The 22,369-nt window shown below is 71.6% G+C and carries 25 protein-coding genes; 11 read left to right on the top strand and 14 right to left on the bottom strand.

Annotated elements, in window-relative coordinates; genetic code table 11:
* Positions 1-113: 113 nt before the first annotated feature.
* From EER30_RS13885 to EER30_RS13875, 3 genes are read left to right on the top strand one after another with little or no spacing between them, the layout of a single operon-like run.
* Positions 114-317 (top strand): CbtB domain-containing protein, encoded by a 204-nt coding sequence (locus EER30_RS13885; protein ID WP_127500837.1) that lies wholly within the window; start codon positions 114-116, stop codon positions 315-317.
* Positions 308-1,069: a CbtA family protein gene (locus EER30_RS13880; RefSeq protein ID WP_127500836.1), complete on the top strand. Its 762-nt coding sequence runs from the start codon at positions 308-310 to the stop codon at positions 1,067-1,069. The genes EER30_RS13885 and EER30_RS13880 overlap by 10 nt, the downstream gene beginning before the upstream one ends.
* Positions 1,066-1,596, top strand: a complete 531-nt coding sequence (locus EER30_RS13875) for a histidine phosphatase family protein (RefSeq protein WP_164842318.1) — start codon at positions 1,066-1,068, stop codon at positions 1,594-1,596. Before EER30_RS13880 ends, EER30_RS13875 begins: the two co-directional genes overlap by 4 nt.
* A gap of 60 nt (positions 1,597-1,656) precedes the next feature.
* On the opposite strand, the gene EER30_RS13870 is transcribed toward EER30_RS13875, so the two are convergent.
* Positions 1,657-2,118: a hypothetical protein gene (locus EER30_RS13870; protein WP_127500834.1), complete on the bottom strand. Its 462-nt coding sequence runs from the start codon at positions 2,116-2,118 to the stop codon at positions 1,657-1,659.
* 53 nt (positions 2,119-2,171) lie between these two features.
* Between EER30_RS13870 and EER30_RS13865 the strand changes: the two genes are divergently transcribed.
* The 5 genes from EER30_RS13865 to EER30_RS13845 all read left to right on the top strand — a co-directional run bounded on the left by EER30_RS13865 (position 2,172) and on the right by EER30_RS13845 (position 6,969).
* Positions 2,172-3,236 (top strand): DUF4037 domain-containing protein, encoded by a 1,065-nt coding sequence (locus EER30_RS13865; RefSeq protein ID WP_127500833.1) that lies wholly within the window; start codon positions 2,172-2,174, stop codon positions 3,234-3,236.
* Between the two features lies 1 nt (position 3,237).
* Positions 3,238-3,819, top strand: coding sequence for a hypothetical protein (locus tag EER30_RS47905; RefSeq protein WP_205650230.1), 582 nt, complete (start codon positions 3,238-3,240; stop codon positions 3,817-3,819).
* Between the two features lie 170 nt (positions 3,820-3,989).
* Positions 3,990-5,132, top strand: a complete 1,143-nt coding sequence (locus EER30_RS13855) for a coiled-coil domain-containing protein (protein ID WP_127500832.1) — start codon at positions 3,990-3,992, stop codon at positions 5,130-5,132.
* 199 nt (positions 5,133-5,331) lie between these two features.
* Positions 5,332-6,267: a hypothetical protein gene (locus EER30_RS13850; protein ID WP_127500831.1), complete on the top strand. Its 936-nt coding sequence runs from the start codon at positions 5,332-5,334 to the stop codon at positions 6,265-6,267.
* Between the two features lie 363 nt (positions 6,268-6,630).
* Positions 6,631-6,969 carry an RNA polymerase-binding protein RbpA gene (locus tag EER30_RS13845; protein ID WP_020517072.1) on the top strand — a complete coding sequence of 113 codons (339 nt, stop codon included), beginning with the start codon at positions 6,631-6,633 and terminating at the stop codon, positions 6,967-6,969.
* Positions 6,970-7,035: 66 nt separating this feature from the next.
* Here the strand turns inward: EER30_RS13845 and EER30_RS13840 are convergent, their stop codons facing one another.
* The 9 genes from EER30_RS13840 to kdd all read right to left on the bottom strand — a co-directional run bounded on the left by EER30_RS13840 (position 7,036) and on the right by kdd (position 17,032).
* Positions 7,036-7,566, bottom strand: a complete 531-nt coding sequence (locus tag EER30_RS13840) for an FxsA family protein (protein ID WP_127500830.1) — start codon at positions 7,564-7,566, stop codon at positions 7,036-7,038.
* Positions 7,567-7,615: 49 nt separating this feature from the next.
* Entirely contained in the window at positions 7,616-8,401 is a 786-nt protein-coding gene (locus EER30_RS13835; RefSeq protein WP_127500829.1) for a polyprenol monophosphomannose synthase, read from the bottom strand.
* Positions 8,398-10,038, bottom strand: a complete 1,641-nt coding sequence (lnt, locus tag EER30_RS13830) for an apolipoprotein N-acyltransferase (RefSeq protein ID WP_240670039.1) — start codon at positions 10,036-10,038, stop codon at positions 8,398-8,400. The genes EER30_RS13835 and lnt overlap by 4 nt, the downstream gene beginning before the upstream one ends.
* A 536-nt stretch (positions 10,039-10,574) precedes the next feature.
* On the bottom strand, positions 10,575-11,825 hold the full coding sequence (locus EER30_RS13825; protein WP_127500828.1) for a glutamate mutase L: 1,251 nt from the start codon (positions 11,823-11,825) through the stop codon (positions 10,575-10,577).
* Positions 11,822-12,187: a 3-aminobutyryl-CoA ammonia lyase gene (gene kal / locus EER30_RS13820; protein WP_127500827.1), complete on the bottom strand. Its 366-nt coding sequence runs from the start codon at positions 12,185-12,187 to the stop codon at positions 11,822-11,824. The genes EER30_RS13825 and kal overlap by 4 nt, the downstream gene beginning before the upstream one ends.
* The gene (gene kamE / locus EER30_RS13815) at positions 12,184-12,918 is read right to left on the bottom strand and encodes a lysine 5,6-aminomutase subunit beta (RefSeq protein ID WP_127500826.1); all 735 of its coding nucleotides are present in this window, start codon (positions 12,916-12,918) and stop codon (positions 12,184-12,186) included. Before kamE ends, kal begins: the two co-directional genes overlap by 4 nt.
* Complete coding sequence (gene kamD, locus EER30_RS13810; RefSeq protein WP_127500825.1) at positions 12,915-14,471, bottom strand: lysine 5,6-aminomutase subunit alpha; 1,557 nt, start codon at positions 14,469-14,471, stop codon at positions 12,915-12,917. The genes kamE and kamD overlap by 4 nt, the downstream gene beginning before the upstream one ends.
* Positions 14,472-14,480: 9 nt before the next feature.
* The gene (locus EER30_RS13805; RefSeq protein WP_127500824.1) at positions 14,481-16,010 is read right to left on the bottom strand and encodes an amidohydrolase; all 1,530 of its coding nucleotides are present in this window, start codon (positions 16,008-16,010) and stop codon (positions 14,481-14,483) included.
* Positions 16,011-16,015: 5 nt separating this feature from the next.
* Positions 16,016-17,032 (bottom strand): L-erythro-3,5-diaminohexanoate dehydrogenase, encoded by a 1,017-nt coding sequence (kdd, locus tag EER30_RS13800; protein WP_127500823.1) that lies wholly within the window; start codon positions 17,030-17,032, stop codon positions 16,016-16,018.
* A 135-nt stretch (positions 17,033-17,167) separates the two neighbouring features.
* On the opposite strand from kdd, the gene EER30_RS13795 reads away from it, so the two are divergent.
* Positions 17,168-18,523, top strand: a complete 1,356-nt coding sequence (locus EER30_RS13795) for a KamA family radical SAM protein (RefSeq protein ID WP_205650229.1) — start codon at positions 17,168-17,170, stop codon at positions 18,521-18,523.
* A 42-nt stretch (positions 18,524-18,565) separates the two neighbouring features.
* Here the strand turns inward: EER30_RS13795 and EER30_RS13790 are convergent, their stop codons facing one another.
* Positions 18,566-18,757, bottom strand: a complete 192-nt coding sequence (locus EER30_RS13790) for a CsbD family protein (protein ID WP_127500821.1) — start codon at positions 18,755-18,757, stop codon at positions 18,566-18,568.
* Positions 18,758-19,426: 669 nt separating this feature from the next.
* Between EER30_RS13790 and EER30_RS13780 the strand changes: the two genes are divergently transcribed.
* Positions 19,427-20,101, top strand: coding sequence for an SDR family oxidoreductase (locus tag EER30_RS13780; protein ID WP_127500819.1), 675 nt, complete (start codon positions 19,427-19,429; stop codon positions 20,099-20,101).
* Positions 20,098-20,820 (top strand): class I SAM-dependent methyltransferase, encoded by a 723-nt coding sequence (locus tag EER30_RS13775; protein WP_127500818.1) that lies wholly within the window; start codon positions 20,098-20,100, stop codon positions 20,818-20,820. Before EER30_RS13780 ends, EER30_RS13775 begins: the two co-directional genes overlap by 4 nt.
* A 4-nt stretch (positions 20,821-20,824) precedes the next feature.
* Here the strand turns inward: EER30_RS13775 and EER30_RS13770 are convergent, their stop codons facing one another.
* From EER30_RS13770 to EER30_RS13760, 3 genes are all read right to left on the bottom strand, one after another.
* Positions 20,825-21,583 (bottom strand): GNAT family N-acetyltransferase, encoded by a 759-nt coding sequence (locus tag EER30_RS13770; RefSeq protein WP_127500817.1) that lies wholly within the window; start codon positions 21,581-21,583, stop codon positions 20,825-20,827.
* Positions 21,584-21,660: 77 nt separating this feature from the next.
* Positions 21,661-22,119 carry an Lrp/AsnC family transcriptional regulator gene (locus tag EER30_RS13765; RefSeq protein WP_127500816.1) on the bottom strand — a complete coding sequence of 153 codons (459 nt, stop codon included), beginning with the start codon at positions 22,117-22,119 and terminating at the stop codon, positions 21,661-21,663.
* Positions 22,120-22,147: 28 nt separating this feature from the next.
* Complete coding sequence (locus EER30_RS13760) at positions 22,148-22,363, bottom strand: putative signal transducing protein (protein WP_127500815.1); 216 nt, start codon at positions 22,361-22,363, stop codon at positions 22,148-22,150.
* Positions 22,364-22,369 lie beyond the last annotated feature (6 nt).

Raw genomic sequence — 22,369 nt, 5'->3', positions numbered from 1 at the left:
GCGCCACTGTGAACGGGAACCTGGGTCTGAACCGCCCGGTCCCGTGAGTCAGAACGCTCACGCGTCGCAGCCTGTCCGACGGGACGCGTCATCCCGCAAGGAGGTTCCTCACCATGCCCAAGGCAACGACCGCCGGCCCGCTGAGCACGCCCGCCGTCTCACCGCGGCTGCTCGCCACCGCCCTCGGCGTCGTCACGCTCATGCTGCTGCTCACCTACCTGGTCGCCTTCGACCAGGGGGCGGTGTCGCAGAGCGGCATGTTCCTGCACGAACTCATGCACGACGGCCGCCACCTGCTCGGCGTCCCGTGCCACTGAGCACCGGCACCAAGCCGCCGGGATTCGGCGCACTGCTGCTCCGGGGCCTGCTCGCCGGCCTGTTCGCCGGTCTGCTGGCCGGCCTGTTCGCGTACACCTTCGGCGAGCCCAAGGTCGACGCGGCGATCGCCATCGAGGAAGCCGCGGCCCACACCACGGCCGAACCGAGCCACCACGAGGACGAACTTGTCAGCCGCGACGGCCAGAAGGGCGGCCTGTTCCTGGCGACCGGCCTCTACGGCGCGGCGATGGGCGGCATCCTCGCCACGGCGTACACGCTGCTGCGCCGCCGCCTGCGCACACCGAGCGACACCCGCGCGGCGCTGAGCCTGGCCGGCGCGGCACTGCTGGGCATCGTCCTCGTACCGTACGTGAAATACCCGCCCAACCCGCCCGCCGTCGGCGACCCCGGCACGATCAACCAACGCACGGTCAGCTACCTGGCGATCCTCGTCATCGGCCTGGTCGCGGTGTGGGCGGCCGTCGTCGCCAAACGCACCCAGCCGACCGAATGGCGCCAGGCGATCGCCGCGGTGATCGGCTTCCTGGTCGTCGTCGTGGTCGGCTACGCCCTGCTGCCGAACATCAACGAGGTCCCGGCAACATTCCCGCCCGACCTGCTGTGGTCGTTCCGCATCGCGTCCCTGGGCACCCAGGCCGTGCTGTGGACCGCACTGGGCCTCGCGTTCGCCGCGCTTCTCACCACCGGCCGCCGCAAAGCCGCCGAACCGGAGCTCGTCACCGCCGCGTGACCGGCCTCCGCATAGTCGCCGCCGCACACACCCCGGCCCTGCGCCGCGCGGTGTTCGGCGGCGACGACGGCCTCGACGAGGGCGGCCGCAACGCCGCCCTCGCCCTGCGCCCCCAACTCTCGTCAGACACAGCGTGGGTCTGCTCGCCGTCCCGCGCGGCAGGGCAAACCGCTGAAATGCTCGGCGCGGCCACTTTCACGGTCGCCGCCGAACTGGCCGACATCGACTACGGGGCTTGGACCGGGCGCGGACTGCACGAGGTCGAACTCGGCGACTGGCTGACCTCGCCCGACGCGTCGCCGCACGGCGGGGAATCGCTCACCGGGGTCACCGAACGAGCCGGACGCTGGCTCGACCGTCAAGCCGGAATCGCGACGACCGCGGTGGCCCATCCGGCTGTCGTGCGGGCGGTCGTGGCGTACGCGTTGAACCTGCCCCCGGACGGCATCTGGCGCCTCGACGTCGCCCCGCTCTCGATCACCCGCTTGACCCACCGCGCCGGCCGCTGGCATCTGGCGATCCGCTGATCTGGGCCCCGCCCCCGCCCCCGCCAGCCCGACCACCTTCACGATCTTGCTCAAGCCCGGTCAGAGGACAGCGTCCGCCCAGCGCGCCACCACGGCCAGCACCGGGGCCCGACCGGCCAGCATGTCCTCGAGCCCCCGCGCGTCGTAGCTCGCCTTACGACCCCCACCCTGGGCCACCCCGGCCGCCGTTCCGGCCGTTCCGGTCACGTCCTGCAGCCACATCGCCACCGAACCGTCGGGGCAGTCCACCTCCTCATACATCTCGGGCCCGGGCAAGCCGGGCAGACCCGTCGCGACAAGCCCCGACGCGTACGCCGTCGGCTCGCGCCGCCAATAGTTGAAGTGACCCGGGTCGTCGCTGGCGGCGAGGTGCTCGGCGGCACCCTCCCGGCTCGGCGTCGCAATCTTGAGGATCGCGCTGCCTCCGTCACGGTAGACCCGCCAGACGCCTCCGGTGACTTCGTTCGCCGTGCTGTGGATAAGTTCCTCGAAGGTCCATCCGGGACGGAGCAGGTTTTCCACAGGCCGACCCTATCGAGCCGAAATTGTCGGCGCGGCCCGCTAACTTCGGCCGCATGACCGCGTTCCTTCCCGGTGTCGAGCTGTCCCGCCTCTTCTACGCCGAGGCCGTCCGGCCCCTGCTGGGCGACCTGCCCCACGCCGCCGCCCGCCTCGGGCCCGGCTCCGACGTGCTCGGCTTCGACACGCCCCGCTCCACCGACCACGACTGGGGCCCCCGCCTCGAACTGTTCGTCGACGACGACACCGGCGAGCTCGGCGCGCGACTGAGCGAGACCCTGCCGAAACGGTTCCGCGGCTGGTCCACTCACTTCGAGCCGCCCGGCGCGCGGGTGCGGTCGATGGCCGGCACCGACGGCCCGGTCGACCACTACGTCACCATCACACCCTTTCCCCGCTGGTGCCGCGCCCTGCTCGGCTTCGACCCGGCCGCCGGCGTCGGCCCGCTCGACTGGCTGGGCGCCCCGTGGCAGCGTCTGGCCGAGATCACCGGCGGCGCCGTCTTCCACGATCCCGGCGGAAGGCTGGCCGGGGTCCGCGAGCGCCTGCGGTGGTACCCGGCCGACATGTGGCGCTTGGTGCTGGCCTGCCAGTGGCAGCGCATCGCCGAGGAGGAGCCGTTCCCGGCCCGGGCCGCCGAGGTCGGCGACCGGGCCGGCGCGACAGTGATCACGGCCCGGCTCTGCCGCGACATCGCCCGCCTGCACCTGCTTCAGGCCCGGCGCTGGCCGCCGTACTCGAAATGGCTGATGGCCTCCCTCCCCCTCGGTCAGGTCACCGGGCACGTGGCGGCCGCGCTGCGCGCCGACGACGCCCGAGTCCGCGAGGACGCGCTGTGCGCGGCCCTCGAGGTCGTGGCGCAGCAGCAGAACGACCTCGGGCTGGCGGTCGAACTGCCCGCGAGGCGACAGGAGTTCTTCGACCGGGGGTACGCGGTGATCGGCGCCGGACGGTTCGCCGAGGCGTTGCGCGACGCCATCACCGACCCCGTGCTGAGGGCGCGTCCGCTGACCGGCTCGATCGACCAGATCTCCGACAGCACCGCGGTCCTGACCGACCCGTCACTGTGCCGCGCCGTCGCCGACGCGACGACCGGCGATTCCCGAGAGGAGATTCACTGACATGGAATTCGTCGCTGACAACACGGCCACCGACTGGCTCCTTCGGTCGCGCACGCCCGACATGCGGCTGATCACCTTCGGCCCGGCGGGTTTCGAGGCGTACGCGCGGCTGCGGTTCATCCGCGATCCTCTGCGGCCCGGCGAGCAGGAAGCCGACGTCCACCTTCCCGAGGATCACCCGTCCGAGATCGACCAGTCGCGGCGCGCGCTGCACCTGCTCGCGGCCTTCACCTCCACCCCGCTGGATTGCTACTTCTGCCTGTGGGAGGGCTACTCCGACACGCCGTTGCCCGCGGAGGCGCGAGACGGCCCGCTGGTCGAGCTCCCCCACCGCCGGTTCGCCCTGTTCCGGGGTCCGCTGCGCGACATCGACACCTGGGAGGCGGACTTCGGCGGTGGGCATCCCGTCGCGCCGCCCGCGTTCGTCTGGCCGGCCGACCGTTCCTGGTGCTTCACGGCCGACGTCGATCCGCACTGGGCCGGCATCGGCGCCGGCCGGGATGCCGTCGATGCCCTCGTCGCCGCCCCGGGGCTCGACGTCGTCCCGGCTGATCCGTCCGAGCCCCAACCCGCATACCGCTGAGCAGCGTGGGCTCGGCAAATCCGAGGGGGTGGAGGCCGTTGATTCCTTTTGGGGTTCGACCGTGCGGTGTGCGGCGCCGCACACCGCCTAGAGCATCCTAGGATGAATGATGTAGCGGGTCCGTGTCGTGCCGGGACTCGCGGGCGTGGCGCGCTTAGGGTGACCTTGCGATGAACGAGAACGACGTCACCAACGAGACCCGGCCCTGCGCGCACTGTGGACGACCGGTCCCCCAGCGATCCTCCGCGGGCCGGCCCTTCCGGTACTGCCGCGACAACGACGGGGAGTGCCAGCGCGCGTCCCGCAACGTGCGCATGCGGCACCGCTCCTCCCCCGGGCTCGCCGGGCAGGTCGCCCGCACCTGGGAGGTCGTGGACCGCCTCGACCAGCTCGTCGGCTCGCTGACCGAGGCGCTGCACTCCGAGCTGTCCCCGGCCGGCGTCGACCGTCAGGTGGCCGAGATCCGGGCCGAGACGTCGGGGCAGATCGCAGCCGCGCACACCGAACGTGACGACGCGCGTCGCGACGCGGAGCGGACGGCGGCGGCGGCTGCCACCGCCCAGCAGCTGTCCGTGGCCGCGAGCGCCGAGCGTGACGAGGCCCTGCACCGCGCCGAGGAGTCGGAACGGGCGGCCGGGGCAGCCACGGCGCGGGCCGAGGAAGCGCTCAAGTCTCGCGAAGAGGCCCAGCGTGCGGCCACCACGGCGGCGGCTCTGCGGGAGCGGGCCGAGGCCGACCGTGATGCCGTCCGCGAGGAGCTCGCCGCCGCGAAGAGCGAGATTCTCGACGTACGGCGGGAACGCGAGGCGACCGAGCGTGAACTCGTCTCGGCCCTGCGCGACGCCGAGACGGCCGCCACCCGCGGCGAGGAGCTGCGCCGCGAACGAGACAGTGCCCGCGACGAGGCCAAGACGACCGCCGACGAGCTGGCCACGGCCCGGCGCGAGCTGTCCGACCAGCGCGAGGCCGCCGAGAAGACCCTTCAGGGCGTACGGCGGGAGGCGGTGATCGCCCGGGAAAACGCGGACGCCGAGATCGCCGGGCTGCGGCGCGAACTCGCCGACGCCGTGTCCGAACGGGACGCTCACTCGCGGACGCGCGAAGAACTGGAACGCGCCGGCCGGGACCGGGCCGACCTGGAACGCCGGTTGACCGCGGCCCGCGCCGAGGCCGACGCGGCCCAGACCCGGGCCGCGCAGCTGTCCACGCAGGTGAGCGACCTGGCCTCCGCCCTGGCCAGCCTCGGCAGCGCCCGCCCGGTCACCCCCACAGTCGCCCCCGCGCAGCCGGGAGCAGCCGAAAGCCGCGTTTGAACGGCCACTGTCCACGGGACGCCGGGGGCGGCGCCGCTCACACGGGTTGAGTCCGCAGCGAGCAGGTTCGGGCGGGCGTCCAGGCGCGTCCCCTCGGAGGGGATTCGTACATCACCCTGGAGCGGGATTCCGGGGCGGCGCGGCGGCGGTACATTGCTCGGCATCCCATCGGCCGGAGTCAACCCGCGGGAGGTACCGGATGCGGTTGTCGCGCCAGTTCTGGTGCCTTGCGCTGCTCGCCGTCGTGCTGCCGGCCGGGGCCTGCTCCGCCGGGCGGTCCGGGTCCGAGGCGGTACGGGCCGTCGCGCCGGTCATGCCTCCGCCGCCACCCGGGACGGCCGGGTTGGCGGCGGGTCCGGGTGCGAGTCCGGGGGCAGACCCGGGGACGGTCCGGTTCGCGCTCGATCAATACTTGCCCGCGGCGGCCCAGGCCAACGACATCGACACGGTGATCAAGCGGCTGACCCGTGACTGCCTGTCGCGGCACGGCCGGCCGTGGGAGCCGGTCGAGCGCAACGACATCGATCTGCTGCGCCACCGGGCCCAGCGCTTCGGGCTGGCCGACGAGGGGCTGGCCGAGTCCTCCGGCTACCACTGGGATCCCGCACCCGCCCAGCGACCGCTCAGCGCGGCGCAGGCACGGCTCGGCTGCGAGCCGGAGGCGGGCCGGGTGATCGGCTGGCGGGCGGACGAGTGGGACTGGCTTCGACGGCTCGGCGCCGAAGCCCTCGGGCGGGCGTGGGCCGACCCACGTGCGACGGCCGTCGTCGAGCGGTGGAGCGCGTGCATGGCCGGGGCCGGCTTCGGCTACGAGCGGCCGCAGGACGCCGCGACCGATCCGCGCTGGTGGGCTCCGCGGGCGGTGCGGGCCACGGCCGTGGAGAAACGGACGGCGGTCGCCGATGTGCGGTGCAAGGCACGGGTGGGGCTCGTCGAGGTGCTGGGCGGGGTTCTGGCCGAGGCGCAGCAGCGGGCGGTGCGGGAGAACATTGACCGGCTCGAGGCGTTCCGTCGGATGGCCGACTCGGCCGGTGCGCGCGCCGACACCCTGCGGGGCGATCGGCGGCCGGGCGGTGGGGCGCCGTCGACCCCGGTGCCGCCCGGGCTGTGGCGAACCGAACACGCTTCCGCGTGAGCACGGTGCGGGGGGAAGGAAGCGCATCGAGAAACTGGGACGGTTGGGAATTCTCAACCGCGGTGGGTGGTGGCCGATCGTGTCGCCGAGCCCGGTTGAGCCCGGCGGCGCGGTGATATGCGGGATTTATCGCGTGAGTGACTAATCTCGCACCAGCAGAAGAACACTGATAGGCCGTAAAATGGACCAAGGTCCACTTCGGCGGGGGTTCGCGGTGACGAGCACGAGCCGGGGCCGGATAGGCTCGTAGCGTTAACACCGCCGTCACAACGGCGGGACATAGTCTCGGCGACCGTAGGAATCCCGCGGCCGCCCCTTTCGTTACACCAACGAGAGCAGCACCACGAGCGAGGGGAAGCCACCATGGGCGAACGCATGCTGCGCGGCAGCCGTCTTGGCGCAGTCAGCTACGAGTCCGACCGCAACACCGAGCTGGCGCCCCGGCAGACCCGAGAATACCTCTGCGTGAAGGGTCACCAGTTCGAGGTGCCGTTCGCCGTCGACGCCGAGGTGCCTACCACCTGGGAGTGCAAGTTCGACGGCAGCGTCGCCCGACTGGTCGACGGCAGCGAGCCGGAGCAGAAGAAGGCCAAGCCGCCGCGCACCCACTGGGACATGCTCCTCGAGCGGCGTTCGATCTCGGAGCTGGAGGACATCCTCAACGAGCGGCTCCAAGAGGTCCGCACCCGCCGAGGCCGCTGACCCGGCCGGCAGAACGAGACAAGGCCGCTCCCGACGACGGGAGCGGCCTTTTCGTGTGCCCTGGGGTCAGCGCAGGACTTCGCCCTCGATGACCTCGCCCTCGATCGCGGCGGCGGGGGTGCGCGGGCCGGGCGGGGCGGGGTCTTCGTCGATCACGACGATCGGGTCGCCGGACTGGGTGCGGACGTGGCGGGCGCCGAACAGGTCGCCGGCCACGGCGCCGCCCACGCGGCGTTCGGCGTAGCGCTCCATCTGGTGGCGGGCCAGCTGGCGGCCCGGGGGCAGCAGCAGGAGCAGGCCCGCGGCCGAGCTGACGAACCCGGGCAGGGCCAGCAGCAGGGCGCCGAGCAGGCCGACCAGCGAGTTGGACACCTGGTGGCCGGGCGGGCGGCCCTCGGCGGCGGCCGCCTGGAAGCGGCGCCAGCCCTTGATGCCCTCACGGCGCAGCAACGCCATGCCGGTCAGGCTGGCCGCGACGCCCAGCAGCACGGCCCACGCCCCGCCGATGGCGTGCACCACGGCGATGAATACGACGATCTCGACGACCGCCAGCAACGACAGCCCCAGCGGCAGTAGGGCCAGGCCTCGACCACGCATGCGTTCCTCCGTGTCTATGACCTCTCAAGCATGACACGCGATCGCCCGGTCACGGCCAGGTCGAACCCTCGGCCGCCTTCTTGCCGAACCGCTGGCGCAGCGACTCACGGCGGGCTTCGACGCCCCACAATGTGACCCTGAGCAGCTGCTCCTTGAAAATGTTGCCGCTCATCTTGCTGACGCCGTGTTCGCGCTCGGTGAACGTGATCGGCACCTCGGCGATGCGGAACCCGGAGCGGTAGGTGCGCCAGGCGAGCTCGACCTGGAACGAGTAGCCCGTCGACGCGACCGTCTCGACGTTGATCTCGTCGAGGACCGGCATGCGGTAGGCGCGGTAGCCGCCGGTCGCGTCCTTGAACGGCATGCGCAGCGCCATGCGGATGTAGATGTTGCCGCCGCGCGAGAGCAGCAGGCGGTGGATCGGCCAGTTGTGCACGCTGCCGCCGGGGATGTAGCGGGTGCCGAGCACGGCGTCGTTGTCGGCCAGCGCGTCGAGCAGCTTCGACAGCTCCTCGGGGGCGTGGGAGCCGTCGGCGTCCATCTCGACGACCGCGTCGTAGCCCTTGTTCTTGGCCCACGCGAAACCGGCCTTGTACGCCGCCCCGAGCCCTTCCTTGCCGGCGCGGTGCAGCACGAAGATGTGGTCGTCGGCGGCGGCCAGCTCGTCGGCGATGCCGCCGGTGCCGTCGGGCGAGTTGTCGTCGGCGACGAGGATGTCGACCGCGGGCACCGCGCGACGGACCCGCTCGGTGATCATGCGGATGTTGTCCGCCTCGTTGTAGGTCGGGATCACCACCAGGACCCGCCCCGCCCCGGGGTAGCCTTCCTCGCTCACCGTGCCTCCGCATTCCGTTCGTCGCCGGCGTCGCGGCGAGCATCGTCCGTGGTGCGCCGGCGGCGACGCAACGGAAGCGCACCGGCCACGGCGACGATCGTCAACGCGACCGCCGCCAACTCGGGCCAATGACCCAAACGAGTCGCCAGCGTAGTCGTAGCGCTCACGCGCATCTCACGCACCATCACCGCGCCGACGTTGAAGCCGCTCGACTCATGGACCTGACCAGCGGTTCCGACGAAGCCGGACACCCCGACGGTGGAAACCATCAGCGCCTCCCGGCCGTGCTCGACGGCGCGCAGCCGCACCATGGCGAGCTGCTGACGGGCCTCGGCCTCGTTGAAGGTCGCGTTGTTGGTCTGCACCGCGAGCACCTGCGCCCCTCCGATGACAGTGTCGCGGACCACACTGTCGTACGCCACCTCGAAGCAGATGACGTCGCCGAGGGTGACCTTGCCGGTGCGTACGACGCCGGGGTGGTCGCCGGAGAGCATGTTGCGGACCAGGTCGACCTTGTCGGTGACCAGCCGGGCGACCGGGCGCAGCGGCATGTACTCGGCGAACGGCACGGGGTGGCGTTTGACGTATTTCTGGGCCAGGTCGGGGCCGGTGCCCGGGTTCCACAGGATGCCGGCGTTCTCGATGTCGCCCGGCTTGGCGGTGCGCAGCACGGTGCCGACCAGGATCGGGGCCTTGATCGTGTCGGCGGCCAGGGAGATCTCGGCGGCCGCGTCGGGGTTGCGCAGCGGGTCGATGTCGCTGGAGTTCTCGGGCCACACGACCAGGTCGGGCTGTTTCTGCCGGCCGGCGGCGACGTCGGCGGCGAGTTTCTGGGTGGCGTTGACGTGGTTGTCGAGCACGGCGCGGCGCTGGGCGTTGAAGTCGAGGCCGAGGCGCGGCACGTTGCCCTGCACGATCGCGACGGTCGCGCTCGAGGAACCGGGGGCGGCGACCGGGACGAGCAGCGGACCCGCGATCAGCGCCCCGGCCACGAGCGCGAACCCGATCACCGGGCCGAGCGGGCGGCGCACCCGGGGAGCGGGCCGCCAGGCCCGCCAGGCGAGCGCGATCAGGGCGCCACCGGCGGCCGCGACGGCGAAGGTGACCAGCGGGGCACCCCCGTACGCGGCGAGGCGCAGGGCGGGCCCGTCGTCCTGGCTGAAGGCGAGCCGCCCCCACGGGAAACCGCCGAACGGGGCGCGGTCGCGGGCCGCCTCCTGGGTCGTCCAGAGCAGGCCGAGCAGCAGCGGCCACAGCGCCCGCCACCGGTCGGCCAACGGCGACAGCCAGGCGCTGAGAAGACCGAGCAGGCCCAGGTATGCCGCCTGGGCGAGCGACAGCAGCAGCCAGGGCAGCCATCCGGCGGCGAACGTCGTCCACCACAGCAGCGGCAGGAACAGCACCAGCCCGGCGACGAAGCCGAGCCCGAACCCGGCCCGCAGCCGCCGCCGGTGGGTCGCCGCGGCGAGCAGTGCCACACCGACTGGCGAGAGCCACCACAGACCGTACGGCGGGAGGGCGAGCAGCAGGGTAAGGCCGGCCAGCACGGCCAGCGGCAGGGCCACCCGGAACCCGATCGGGCGCGGTCGCCCGGCGGCCTCGGTGACCTGCGGCGCAGCGGGCGGCTGCATCGTCATCTCCACCCGCGAGAGGCTACCTGGAGCCCTCTGGACGGAAACGGACAGTGCGGGCGAGGGTGACATCGATATGGGAACGATTTATTCCGGTCGGGGCCGGCGGCCGGGGCGGTCGGAGGGAATTCGAGCGGGAGCGAGACAGAGATCGAGGCGCGGTCCGTGGACCGCGCCTCGTGGGTGTAGCCGATTCCGGGGCACGGTCGGTGGGCCGCACGGATGTCGCGGTCGCCTTCGGACCGACGTGCTCCGCGCCGGCTGCGCGGGTCACGGCGTTGTCTACTGGCGCCGTCCCTTCCGTTGTCCCACCGGCACGACCGGTCCGCGCCGCCCCGCCGACCCCCACCCCCTGGACCTGGCTGAACGCGCGACCCCTGCGAGGACTGCGGCCAGTGGGCGAAGGAACGAAGCGAACAGAGTCGCTCGCCGTGCTCAGGATTCGACGACGGTACGTCCGCCCCCCGCGGTGCTGTCAACCGGCGTCCCCGCTCTCGGGCGTGTCGCATTCGTCGGCGTGTCATCCGGTGTCCTCGTGCAGGCTACAGGCTGTTCACCAGGGTCACGGCCGCGTCGCGGTGATCGATCGCCAACAGCCCGGCGGCGGCCAGGACGTAGCGCTCATCGACGACCGTACGAGCCGTGGCCGGCGCGGCCCAGCCCCCGGAATGGTCGGTCAGCACCGCGTCCAGCACATACGCGCCGCCGCCGTGGCGCAGCACCCCGCCCGAGCCGACGACCAGGCGTACGTCGCGGAGATCGCGCCCGCCGGTGCGGGGCTGACCAGGACCGGTCGAGTGGCCCCGCGCGTGGCGCCGCAGCGCGATCGTGGCCGCGGCGGCGGCTAACTCACGGTCACCCGCGAGGTGTCCGGATTCCCGCAGTGCCAACTTCTCGGCCACGGCCGCCGCGCGGGTCCCGTCGGCGCCCACTGCGACGCCCAGGTCGCCCTCGACGGTCCGGGACCGCCACAGGGTTCCGGCCACGTCGCGGCGCGGCCCCCATTCGCTCTCGGCGTCCGGGATCAGCGCCGAGTAGACGTCGGTGGTGGCCCCGCCCACGTCCACGACCAGCACACCCGCTCCGGTCACGTCGGCCAGCAGTTCGACCCCGGCGAGCACGGCGTCGGGCGTGGCCGCGCGCACCAGCGACGCGAACCGGGGGCCTTTCGACAGGCGTTTGCCGCCGATGACGTGCCGCAGGAACACCTCGCGGATGGCGGCGCGCGCCGGCCCCGGATCGAGCACGCCGATGCGCGGCAGCACGTTGCCCGTGACGGTCACCGGCACGTCACGTCCGGTCAACCGGGCCGCGGCCTCGTCGCGTACGTCGGCGTTGCCCGCCACGACGACCGGGACACGCAGCCGGGAGGTGGCCAGGCGACCGGCGTTGTGCAGCAGCACCTCGCCGTCGCCGCCGTCGGTGCCGCCGACCAGCAGGATCACATCCGGACGCGATTCGCGCAGCGCGGTCACCGCCCGCCCGTCGAGCGGACCGGCCGCCACGTGCACGACGCGCGCGCCGGCCGACAGCCCGACCCGGTGCCCGGCCTCCGCGGTGACCAGTTCCTCGTAGCCGACGACAGCCAGCCGCAGCCCACCGCCGGCCGACGAGCACACGTACAGCCGATCGCCGCCGCCGACCGCTTCGACCGCCTGATCGAGGCCGGTCAGCACGTCACCGCCGGTGGTCGTCGGCACCTCGGCCCGCCGGATCAGCCGCCCGTCACCGACGTCGATGAGGGCGGCCTTCGTGTACGTCGACCCGACATCGACGCAGACGGCTGTGTTCAAGATTTCGGCGGTACGACGACCGTGCCCGTCGCGGTCACCGCGACGATCGGCTCGTCCAGAACGGTCGCGGCCGACCCGCTCGTGCCCCGGCACACGACCCGCGACTCGAACGCGATCTTGCGGCTGCGGGTGCCCATGTGCACGACGGTCGCGACGACCTCGAGGACGTCGCCGGCCTGCACGGGCGCCTTGAACTGCACGTCGTCGTACGAGGCGAACAGCCCCTCGTCGCCGTCGAGCTGGATGCACACCTCGGTCGCCACGTCGCCGAAAAGGCCGAGCGAGTACGCCCCGTCGACCAGGTTCCCGGCGTAGTGCGCGTGCGAGTAGGGCACGTAGCGGCGATGCGTCACGGTGATCATGAGGAGCTCCCGACGAGGGCGTGGACGAGGTAGGAGGCGACTTCGCGCGGGGTCGTGCCGCGGCCGAAGATCCGGTCGACGCCGAGCTCACCGGCCATGAGCTCGTCGAAGCGAGGACCGCCGACGATCAGCAGGGGCCGTTTGCCGGCCGGCAACGCCTCGCGGAACGCGGCCGTCATCGCGCGGGTGTTCTGCAGATGCGCGTCACGCTGGGTGACGACCTGCGACACGAGTACCGCGTCGGCCTTGCGTTCACGGGCCGTCTCGACCAGGTCGGGCACCGACACCTGGGCGCCCATGTTGGTCACCGACAGCTCGCTGTAGTACTCGAGGCCCTTCTCCCCCGCGATCCCCTTGAGGTTGAGGATCGCGTCGATCCCGACGGTGTGCGCGTCAGTGCCGATGCAGGCGCCGACCACGTTGAGCCGCCGCCGGAGCCGCCGCTTGATGGTCGCGTTCACCTCTTTGGCGCTGAGCAGCGGGAAGTCGCGTTCGACGACCTGCACTTTCTCGGTGTCGACGAGGTGGCTGACCCTGCCGTAGACGACGAAGAACGTGAACCCGTCCCCCATCGGTTTGGCGTGCACGAGCAGCGCCGGGTCCATGCCCATCTTGTTGGCGAGCTGGACGGCGGCTCCTTCGGCCCGTTTGTCGTGCGGGATGGGCAGGGTGAACGAGAGCTGCACCATGCCGTCCCCGGTCGTGTCCCCGTACGGGCGAACGATGCTCATGATTCGAGGGCCTCCGTGACGGGGTTGTAGTAGCCGTCCTCATGACGAGCGACGCCGTCCAGGCCTTTTCCGCGGTCGGCCGGGCGCTTCATGATCCCGAACGTGCCCTCGGCGATCGCGGTGAGCAAGGAGTCGTCGACGATCTTCTCGAGGAGCTCGATCGCCTCGGCCAGAACCAGAGAGGCCCGCTGCTGGATGAAGCCGCCCGGCGCGGGGACGAAATCCTCGTGGAGATTGCCGGCGCCGGTCAGCACGTAGCGGACGTTCTGCAGGGCGATGTCGCGGTCGGACAGCCACGGGGTGACGACGGCCTCGGTCATCATGCCGACCAGCAGGATGCCCTGCCCGGTCAGCGCCCCGACGAGGTTGAAGAACCCGTCGAGCAGATTGCCGCGGAACACGTCGCCGGTCATGTGTTTCGTCGGCGGCATCCACTTCAGGGGCGCGTCGGGGAACAGTTCGCGGGCGAGCAGGGCGTGGGCCAGTTCGAGCCGGAACGACTCGGGCAGTTCCGGGTTGATCTCGAAGGCGTGCCCGAGCCCGAGCTGCCAGTTCTCAAGGCCGGCTTCGTGGGCGAAGTATTCGTTGAGCAGCTGCGACACCGTGACCGTGTGGGCGGCTTCGACGGCGTCGGCCGTGGTGAGGTAGTTGTCCTCGCCGGTGTTGATGATGATTCCGGCGCGGGCGTGGACCTGGCGGCTGAACCGCTGGTCGACGAACGTGCGGATCGGGTTGATGTCGCGGAACAGGATGCCGTACATGCTGTCGTTGAGCATCATGTCGAGCCGTTCCATGCCGGCCAGCGCGGCGATCTCCGGCATGCACAGCCCCGACGCATAGTTCGTCAGCCTGACGTAGCGCCCCAGCTCCTTGGACGTCTCGTCCAGGGCCGCCCGCATCAGCCGGAAGTTCTCCTGGGTGGCGTACGTGCCGGCGAAGCCCTCGCGGGTCGCGCCCTCGGGCACGTAGTCGAGCAGGGACTGCCCGGTCGAGCGGATCACCGCGATCACGTCGGCGCCGGCCCGGGCGGCTGCCTGGGCCTGCGGGATGTCCTCGTAGATGTCGCCGGTCGCGACGATCAGGTAGATCCACGGCCGCTGTTCCGGGTCGCCCCATCGTTTGATCAGCCGGTCCCGTTCGGCGCGCCGCCGGTCGACGATCTTCAGGCCGGCCCCGGTCGCTTTCCTGGCTGCCCGGCGGGCCGCGGTGACGTCGGCTTTCTTCTCCGGTACGTCGAATCGCAGCGCTCCGGTGGCGGCCTTCTGCGCGAGGACCGTGATGTCGTCGATCCCGGTGCTCCGCATGGCGTGGAACACCGGGGTCGCGATGCCGTGGCCCAGCCCGACGTCGGCGCGCACGGCGTCGACGAGGCGGTTCACCCAGGGGATGCCGTCCTGGTCGGCCCCGTGCACCCCGGCCAGGCGCAGCACCGCCCGTTCCACCGACACGGTGGTGTGCGAGCGGGCCAGGTCGACGACCGGACGTCCCGCCTTCGCGGCGAGCCGGCGCGCGGCGCGGACCACCAGCGGGTCCAGATCAAGCTTGGACGACAAACCTTGCTCCTAGGCCTCGTAGATCGTTTCGCCGTGCACGGTCGTGCGACGGCATACCGGGCGGGCCGGGGCCGCACCCTCGAAGTCAGGCAGCAGGGAGGGCAACCCCTCCCGTACGCCGCCCGGGGTGTCCCAGACGGCGAAGGTGGCCGACTTGCCGGGGGCGAGCACGCCCGCGTCGTCGACCCCGGCGGCCCGCCAACCGCCCCGGCTCGCCGCCGCGAACGCCGCCCGCACACTCATCCGGAACACCGGGTTGCGCGGGGCGGCCGCGGCCACGACCACCGCCCACGGGTCGAGGGTCGTGACCGGCGAGTCGGACCCGAACGCGAGCGGCACGCCGGTGGCGTGCATCGCGCCGATCGGGTTCGACGCCATCGACCGTTCGGCGCCGAGGCGCTGCGCGTACATGCGGTCGGGGCCGCCCCACAGCGCGTCGAAGACCGGCTGGACCGACGCGGTCACCCCGAACTCGACCATCCGCGCGATCATCGCCTTGTCGATCAGTTCGACGTGTTCGACCCGGTGCCCGCCCGCCCGGACCGCGTCGACCCCGACCGTCTTCGCGGCCAGCGCGAACCCCTCGAGGACGGTCTCGATCGCCGCGTCGCCGATGGCGTGGAAACCGCCCTGGACGCCGACGGTGACGCAGTCGAGCAGGTGTTCGGCGGCCTGCTCGGCGGTCACGAACGCCTCCCCGTGGCCGCCGTGCCCGTCCAGGAACGGCTCGCGCACCGACGCGGTGCGGGAACCGAGGGCACCGTCGGCGTACAGGTCACCGGCCGCGCCGACCGCGCCCAGCTCGCGGGCCTTGAGCGCGCCGCCCAGCTCGCCCCAGTAGCCGAACACCTGCGGCAGCCCCTGCCCGCTCAGCGCCAGCACGGAGCGGAAATCGTCCTCGCTGGACGTGCCGGGGCCGCCGCACTCGTGCACGGCGGCGATGCCCAGCGACGCGGCTCTCGCGAGGGCGGCCCGCTGCGCCGCGGTGCGCTGCCCGGGCGGGATCGAGCCGAGCGCGACAGCCCGTACGGCGTGGTGGTCGTCTTCCTTGACCAGGCCGGAACGGTCGTCGAGACCGGCCGCGGCCAGGATCGCCGTCGACGCGAGAGCGGAGTGGACCGACGCCTGGGACAGGTAGACCCGGCGGCCCTCGGCGGCCCGGTCGAGCTCGGCGGCCGACGGCAGGCTCTGGTCGGGCCAGAACGACTCGTCCCAGCCGTGCCCGTGCACGACCCCGTCGACCGGGCGGGTGCGCGCGAACGCCGCCACCGCGTCGAGCAGCTCGACCTTACTTCGCACGTGTGACAGTTCGAGGCCGTCGATGGCCAGGCCGGTGTCGGTGGCGTGCACGTGCGCGTCGACGAACGCCGGGGTGACCAGGCCGTCCTCGAGGTCGACGGTGGTGCCGGCGGACGGGGCGTCGGCGTCGGCGCCCAGCCAGACGATCCGGCCGTCGCGGACCAGCATGGCGGTGGCCCGCGGGTCAGCGGCGGAGTAGAAGCGGCCGTTGGTGTAGAGGACCGAGGGGAGTTCGCTCATGCGCGTCAGTGTCCCGCGATCCGCGCCTCGAAGAGAGCCCGCACAGCCGGGACGCGGCGCAGCAGATCGACGGCGAACGCGGCGTGACCTGGCACGTAGCCGTTGCCGATGAGCATCGTCACGTCCGCGGCCAGGCCTTCGGCGCCCAGCGCGGCGGCCGGGAAGCTGGTCGCCATCGAGAAGAAGACGACCGTCCCGCCCGGCGCTGTGGCCAGGATCGCCCCGTGTTCGCAGCCGGGAACGTCCACGCAGACCACCGTGATCGTCGCCGGTTCACCGACGGCGGCGGCCACTTCGAGAGGGTTGCGCGCGTCGGCGATCGCCACGACGTCGGCCACCCCGGCTTCCCGCAAGGTCGCCGCTTCGTCCTCGTTTCGGACAATTCCCACCGTACGGGCCCCGGCCAGGCGCGCCGCAGCCAGAGCGAGCGATCCGCTCTTGCCCGCGCCGCCCAGAACCGCGACGGTCGGCGACTCGTACTGTCGGACGATTCGGTCGGTCAGCGCCGGGGCACCACAGACGTCGTAGACCGCGAGCGCCAGCGACGGGGGAAGGTCGTCGGGCAGCACGCCGACAATCGAGCGGCCGAACAGGATCGCGGTGCCCTCGGCCGGCACCTGCTCGCTCAGGCCGTCCCAGCGCGCGAGCCCGTCGGTGATCCGCAGCGGGGTCAGGGTCAGCGAGACCAGGGTCGCGACGCGGTCGCCCTTCTTCACCGGAAGCGGCGAACGCGGCCCGACCTCCTCGACCACGCCGATCAGCATGCCACCCGACCCGGTCACGGGATTGTGCATCTTGCCCCGCGTCTCGATGATCTCCACGACTTCGGCGCGGACCGCGGAGCCGTCGCCGGCGTGCTTCTCCGCCAGCTGACGGAAGCTCGCCGCGTCAAGATTCAGGCGCTCGACCCGTACGCGGATCTCGTCGTCCTTGATCTGGGGGTCGGGATCGAGGCGCCAAGCCGCCTGCGGAAGCACCCCGGCCGGCTCCAGAACCCGGTCAAGACCGACAGAAGACGTCATCAACCCCACCCTCACCAGTAAATCTGATATCCGCTTGTGTATCCATACCGTAAATCCTCCGGCCAACGGTTTACCAGACCGGAAATCCTCCAGTAGCGTGGGACGGGCCCGTCAAAGGTGATCAGGGAGGCTCCGTTGACTCAGCCCGCCGGACAACCGTACGAATATCGCCGCCGTCCCTTGGTCGAGCCCGACTGGACCAGGTTCCCCGGCTGGCGTGACGTCACGGCCGCGCAATGGCAGTCCGCGCAATGGCAACGGGTCAACTGCGTCAAGAACGTCAAGCAGCTCCGCAAGGTCATGGGCGACCTGCTCGACGAACGGTTCTACACCGACCTCGAGACCGACCAGCAACGCCTGGCCACGATGTCGATGCTGATCCCGCCGCAGATGCTCAACACGATGGTCCCCGACGCGGTCCCGGACACCGACGCGTTCTACGCCGACCCGATCCGCCGCTACATGCTGCCGGTGGCCACCGACCGTCACCTCGACTGGCCGTCACACCCGCACGCCACCCGCGACTCGCTGCACGAACACGACATGTGGGTCGCCGAGGGCCTCACCCACCGCTACCCCACCAAGGTGCTGGCCGAGCTGCTGTCGACCTGCCCGCAATACTGCGGCCACTGCACCCGCATGGACCTCGTCGGCAACTCGACGCCGACCGTGGACAAGCTCAAGCTCTCGCTCAAGCCCGTGGACAGGTACGACGCGCACCTCGCCTACCTGAAGGCCCACCCCGGCGTACGGGATGTGGTCGTCAGCGGCGGCGACGTGGCCAACGTGCCGTGGAAGCAGCTCGAGGCCTACCTGATGGGTCTGCTCTCGGTGCCGACCGTGCGCGACATCCGGCTCGCGACCAAGGCGCTGATGGGCCTGCCCCAGCACTGGCTGCAGGACGACGTCGTCGAAGGCCTGCACCGGGTCGCGATCACGGCGCAGCGCCGCGGCGTCAACCTGGCCGTCCACACCCACGTCAACCACGTGAACTCGCTGACCCCGCTGGTCGCCAAGGCGGCGCAGACGCTGCTCGAGGTGGGCGTGCGCGACGTCCGCAACCAGGGCGTGCTCATGCGCGGCGTCAACGCGACCACGGCCGACCTGCTCGACCTGTGCTTCGGGCTGCAGGGCGAGGCCGGGATCCTGCCGTACTACTTCTACATGTGCGACATGATCCCGAACGCCGAGCACTGGCGGGTTCCGGTGTGGCACGCCCAGCAGCTGCAGCACGACATGATGGGTTACCTGCCCGGCTACGCGACCCCGCGCATCGTCTGCGACGTGCCGTTCGTCGGCAAGCGCTGGGTGCACATGATCTCCGAGTACGACCGTGAGCACGGCATCTCGTACTGGACGAAGAACTACCGCACGTCGATCGAGCAGCACGACGAGGAGGCGCTGTCCAAGCTGCACGCCTACTACGACCCGATCGACACGCTGCCGCAGTCCGGCCAGGACTGGTGGCGCAAGCAGGAAGCCGCCGGCTGACACGGAAAAGGGCCCCCGCGGGGGCCCTTTTCGCTATGCGATCTAGCTGAACGCGTCGCGGACGTCCTTGCCGGCGTCCTTCACGTGCTCGCCGGCCTTCTTGGCGTGGGCCTCGGTCTCCTCGGCCTGCCCCTCAGCGATCAGCCGCTCGTTGTCGGTGGCGCGCCCCACGGCCTGCTTGGCCTTGCCGGTCAGCTCCTCGGCCTCGTTCTTGACCTTGTCGGTGAAGCTCATAACTCAGTCCTCCGTGGTTATCGGCTTGCCGCAGATGTGCCCTTTCACGCCTTGCCGAAACCCACACCGTTACCGATCAGTGCGCTTTGGTGAGCACATAGTCGGTAGTCCTGCCTTGCGGCGGGACGGTCCCGGTCTGACCGACTGGTGTCGTGCCGGGTTCACGCTTCACAGCCACCTGCCCGCATGCGCGGGTCTTCCGGTCGGCTCCACGTGCTGCCACCGGGCCACTCCCGGCAGTATCGAACTTCGCCGCGAGCGCGGCCAGGCTCACGGCATGCCGAGCACGTCTTGGACGGACGATTCTCCAACGCGGCCTTGTGCAAAGCGTCGAAATCACAGCCCGGCACCGAGACCGCAGAGGTGACACCGCAACGCACACTATCGCTCACGGTCCCTCCTCTTTACGCGCCCTTCATCGGAACGACAGCAGTCTCCCGTACCGTGTGCCAACTAGTCAAGAGACATGTCGTCGTCTGCCTAGTAATCTGGCATGTGGCATCACAGCAAAATTGCCTACGAGATAGCGGTGGCCGCTGCCCATTCTTTCCATTGACACCGTCCCTACTGCCCACCAGTGAGCACTACCGACTATCAACACGGCAGCAAATGCCACCCTTTAAGGCATCCTAGGAAGAATCGCGGGCGGTGGCGCGGAAGGGGGCGGAGATGGCGGGGGCGGTCGTCATCGGGGCCGGGCCGGGCATCGGCCGGTCGGTCGGCCTGCGTTTCGCCCGGGAAGGGCTGCCGGTGGCGCTCGTGGCCCGCGACGGCGCGAAGGCGCAGGCGGTCGCCGACGAGGTCACGGCGGGTGGCGGGTCCGCGCTCGGGCTGGCCGCGGACAGCAGCGACGATCCGGCGCTGCGGGCCGCGCTCGACACGGCGGCGCGCAGGTTCGGCCCGGCCGACGTCCTGGTCTACAACGCCGCCGTCATCCGGGCCGACCGGGTCGGCGAACTGTCCGTCCGCGAGCACCAGCGGGCCTGGGCGGTCAACGTCGTCGGCGCGATCACCGCGGCGGCGCACGCGCTGCCGGGCATGGCGGCGCGCGGTCACGGCACGTTCATCGTCACCGGCGGCCTGCCCGAGCCGTTGCCGGCCAGCGTGTCGCTGTCACTGGGCAAGGCCGGGGTCCGCGCGTTGACGTTCCTGCTCGACGAGCAGTACGGGCCGTCCGGGGTCCGCATCACCACCGTGACCGTGGCCGGCGCCGTAGTGCCGGGCACGGCCACCGACCCGGACCGGATCGCCGAGCAGTACTGGCTGCTGCACGATCAGCCGCCCCCGCGGTGGAAGCCCGAGGTGCTCTTCCCCCGCGACGGGCTGGATAAGATCGTGATGTGAATGATCGTGCCGCGCACGCGAACTCGTTCGGGCCCGCCGCTGAGATCTACGAGCGCGGACGACCGTCCTATCCGGACGCGGCACTCGACTGGCTGCTGCCGGCGGGCAAGCCGACCGTGGTCGACCTCGGCGCGGGCACGGGCAAGCTCACCCGGCAGATCCGCGACCGCGGGCTGAAGGTGACGGCCGTCGAGCCGTCGGCGCAGATGCTCGACCAACTGCGTAGTTCGGTTCCGGGGGTCCCGGCCCTCAAGGGCAGCGCCGAGGACATCCCGTTGCCCGACGGGTCGGCCGATGTGGTGCTGGTGGCGCAGGCCTGGCACTGGGTCGAACCGGCGCGGGCGGTGCCGGAGGTCGCGCGGGTCCTCTCCCCCGGCGGGCGGCTCGGGCTGCTGTGGAACGTGCGCGACGAGCGGTCCGGGTGGGTGCGGCGGCTCGGCGAGATCATCGGCCGCCCGGAGCAGGACCGGGGCACCGTCCTCGGGGCGCCGTTCGGGACGGTCGAGACGGCGCGGTTCGAGTGGACCGAGGTGATCGGGCCGGAACGGCTCGTCGACATGGTGGCCTCGCGCAGCGCGGTGATCCTGCTGCCGCCGGACGAGCGGGCCGCCCTGCTCGGGGAGGTGCGCCGGCTGATGGCGACGCACCCCGAGCTCGTGGGCCGCACCGAATTCAAGCTTCCGTACGTCACCGAATGCGCCCGCGCCACAAGAAGCTGATCGGTCAGGCCAGCATCGTCCAGTGCTCGGCCGTCGTGAAACCGGCGGCGGCGAAGAACGGCTCGGTAGCGTCCTCCGCGTGCAGATAGGACGTGTGCGCGCCCGCGTCGTAGCCGTTGCCGAGCAGCCGGTCGAGCACCGCGCGGGCATAACCCTGACCGCGCTCGCCGGGCAGCGAGGCCAGGTTGCCGATCGCCAGGTGCCCGCCGGTCAGCACCGAGATGCCGGTCGCGACCGGGCGGCCCTGCGCGTCCTCGGCCACCACGGCGGTGATCTCGGCCAGTCCGAAGACCTGGGCCGAATAGATCGCCTCGATGATCGCGGGCGGCACGCCGAAGCCGGCGCTGAGCACTTCGGAGAACAACTTGTACTCGCTCGGCGCGAGCCGGCGTACCGAAATGCCCGCCGCGGCCTCTCGCGGGCTCAGCGACAGCAGCATGAACGGCTGCCGTGCGGCGGTGTTCAGCCCGTACGAGGCCGCCGTGCCGAGCACCGCGGCGGGCGCGTCGCCGCGTAAGCGGATGCTCCACGGCGCGCCGTCAGCCTTGTCAGCGGCTACGGCGGCCAGGTCGGCGATCTCGGCCGCGGGCGGTGCAGAGGCCGGGCTCAGGATCGGGTTCAGGGCCGGCACCGCCGCGTGGGTCAGCGCGAGCAGCGTGCCCTGCGGGCCGCGGGTCTGGAAGGCGCCGGGAACCGCGGCCGCCAGCAGTTCGATGCCGTCGGCGAACGCGGCGGCCGACGAATCGGCGAGTGGATCAGTCATGCGGCCAAAGCTATTGCGGGCCGCCGCCGGCCGGGATGTTCACGTCACGAGCGCCACAATGCACCCGCCGAGGCGTCCTAGGAGGCTAGTTCGGCAGCTATGCGCGGCGGCCGGTTCTCGTACGGCGTCGACAGCACCACCGTCGTCCGCGTGGTGACGTTCGCGGCCGTACGGATCTCCTGCAGCAGCCGCTCGAGGTCGGCGGGGCTGCCGACCCGCACGAGCAGCATGTAGAAGTCCTCCCCGGCCACCGAGTAGCAGGAGTCGATCTCGGAGAGGTGGGCCAGCCGTTCGGGCGCGTCGTCGGGCTGCGACGGGTCGAACGGCCGGATCGCCACGAACGCCGTCAACGGCAGTTCCAGGGCCTCGTACGAGACCTTGGCCGTGTAGCCGGCGATCACCCCGCGCTGTTCCAGCCGGCGAACCCGCTGGTGGACGGCCGAGACGCTCAGGCCCACCCGCTCCGCGAGATCGGTGTAGGACAGGCGGCCGTCCGCGGTGAGGGCGCCCACGATCGCCCGATCGATCTCTTCCACGGGCGACACCCTACCGAACGGCCCCCGGCTATTGAGTGTCCGCGAGAAGGGCGCGGGCGTCGGCCTCGTCCTCCGGGTTGACCATGACCCGGACGCCTTCGAGTTGCAGCGCCGGGTCCTGCCCGCCGGCGTCGTCGGCGATGGCGATCGCCCGCAGCCCGCCGCTGCGCAGCAGACCGACGATGATGTCGGCCTCGACCTGGCTGCCGACCGTCGTGACCGTCACGCCCTCGACGTTGACCATGTTGCT

It is taken from the genome of Actinoplanes solisilvae, from assembly GCF_003999975.1.
Lineage (GTDB): Bacteria > Actinomycetota > Actinomycetes > Mycobacteriales > Micromonosporaceae > Actinoplanes > Actinoplanes solisilvae.
Note: the sequence above shows the minus strand (reverse complement) of the source record. Positions and strands in the feature narration are given on the sequence as shown.

Coding starts and splice junctions, on each gene's coding strand:
- EER30_RS13780 (WP_127500819.1), top strand. CDS start 19,427: ATGGCGGGGGCGGTCGTCATCGGGGCCGGGCCGGGCATCGGCCGGTCG.
- EER30_RS13760 (WP_127500815.1), bottom strand. CDS start 22,363: ATGGTCAACGTCGAGGGCGTGACGGTCACGACGGTCGGCAGCCAGGTC.
- EER30_RS13885 (WP_127500837.1), top strand. CDS start 114: ATGCCCAAGGCAACGACCGCCGGCCCGCTGAGCACGCCCGCCGTCTCA.
- kal (WP_127500827.1), bottom strand. CDS start 12,187: ATGATCACCGTGACGCATCGCCGCTACGTGCCCTACTCGCACGCGCAC.
- EER30_RS13770 (WP_127500817.1), bottom strand. CDS start 21,583: ATGACTGATCCACTCGCCGATTCGTCGGCCGCCGCGTTCGCCGACGGC.
- kdd (WP_127500823.1), bottom strand. CDS start 17,032: ATGACGTCTTCTGTCGGTCTTGACCGGGTTCTGGAGCCGGCCGGGGTG.
- EER30_RS13840 (WP_127500830.1), bottom strand. CDS start 7,566: ATGCGTGGTCGAGGCCTGGCCCTACTGCCGCTGGGGCTGTCGTTGCTG.
- EER30_RS13855 (WP_127500832.1), top strand. CDS start 3,990: ATGAACGAGAACGACGTCACCAACGAGACCCGGCCCTGCGCGCACTGT.
- EER30_RS47905 (WP_205650230.1), top strand. CDS start 3,238: ATGGAATTCGTCGCTGACAACACGGCCACCGACTGGCTCCTTCGGTCG.
- EER30_RS13850 (WP_127500831.1), top strand. CDS start 5,332: ATGCGGTTGTCGCGCCAGTTCTGGTGCCTTGCGCTGCTCGCCGTCGTG.
- kamE (WP_127500826.1), bottom strand. CDS start 12,918: ATGAGCATCGTTCGCCCGTACGGGGACACGACCGGGGACGGCATGGTG.
- EER30_RS13845 (WP_020517072.1), top strand. CDS start 6,631: ATGGGCGAACGCATGCTGCGCGGCAGCCGTCTTGGCGCAGTCAGCTAC.
- lnt (WP_240670039.1), bottom strand. CDS start 10,038: ATGACGATGCAGCCGCCCGCTGCGCCGCAGGTCACCGAGGCCGCCGGG.
- EER30_RS13805 (WP_127500824.1), bottom strand. CDS start 16,010: ATGAGCGAACTCCCCTCGGTCCTCTACACCAACGGCCGCTTCTACTCC.
- EER30_RS13865 (WP_127500833.1), top strand. CDS start 2,172: ATGACCGCGTTCCTTCCCGGTGTCGAGCTGTCCCGCCTCTTCTACGCC.
- EER30_RS13790 (WP_127500821.1), bottom strand. CDS start 18,757: ATGAGCTTCACCGACAAGGTCAAGAACGAGGCCGAGGAGCTGACCGGC.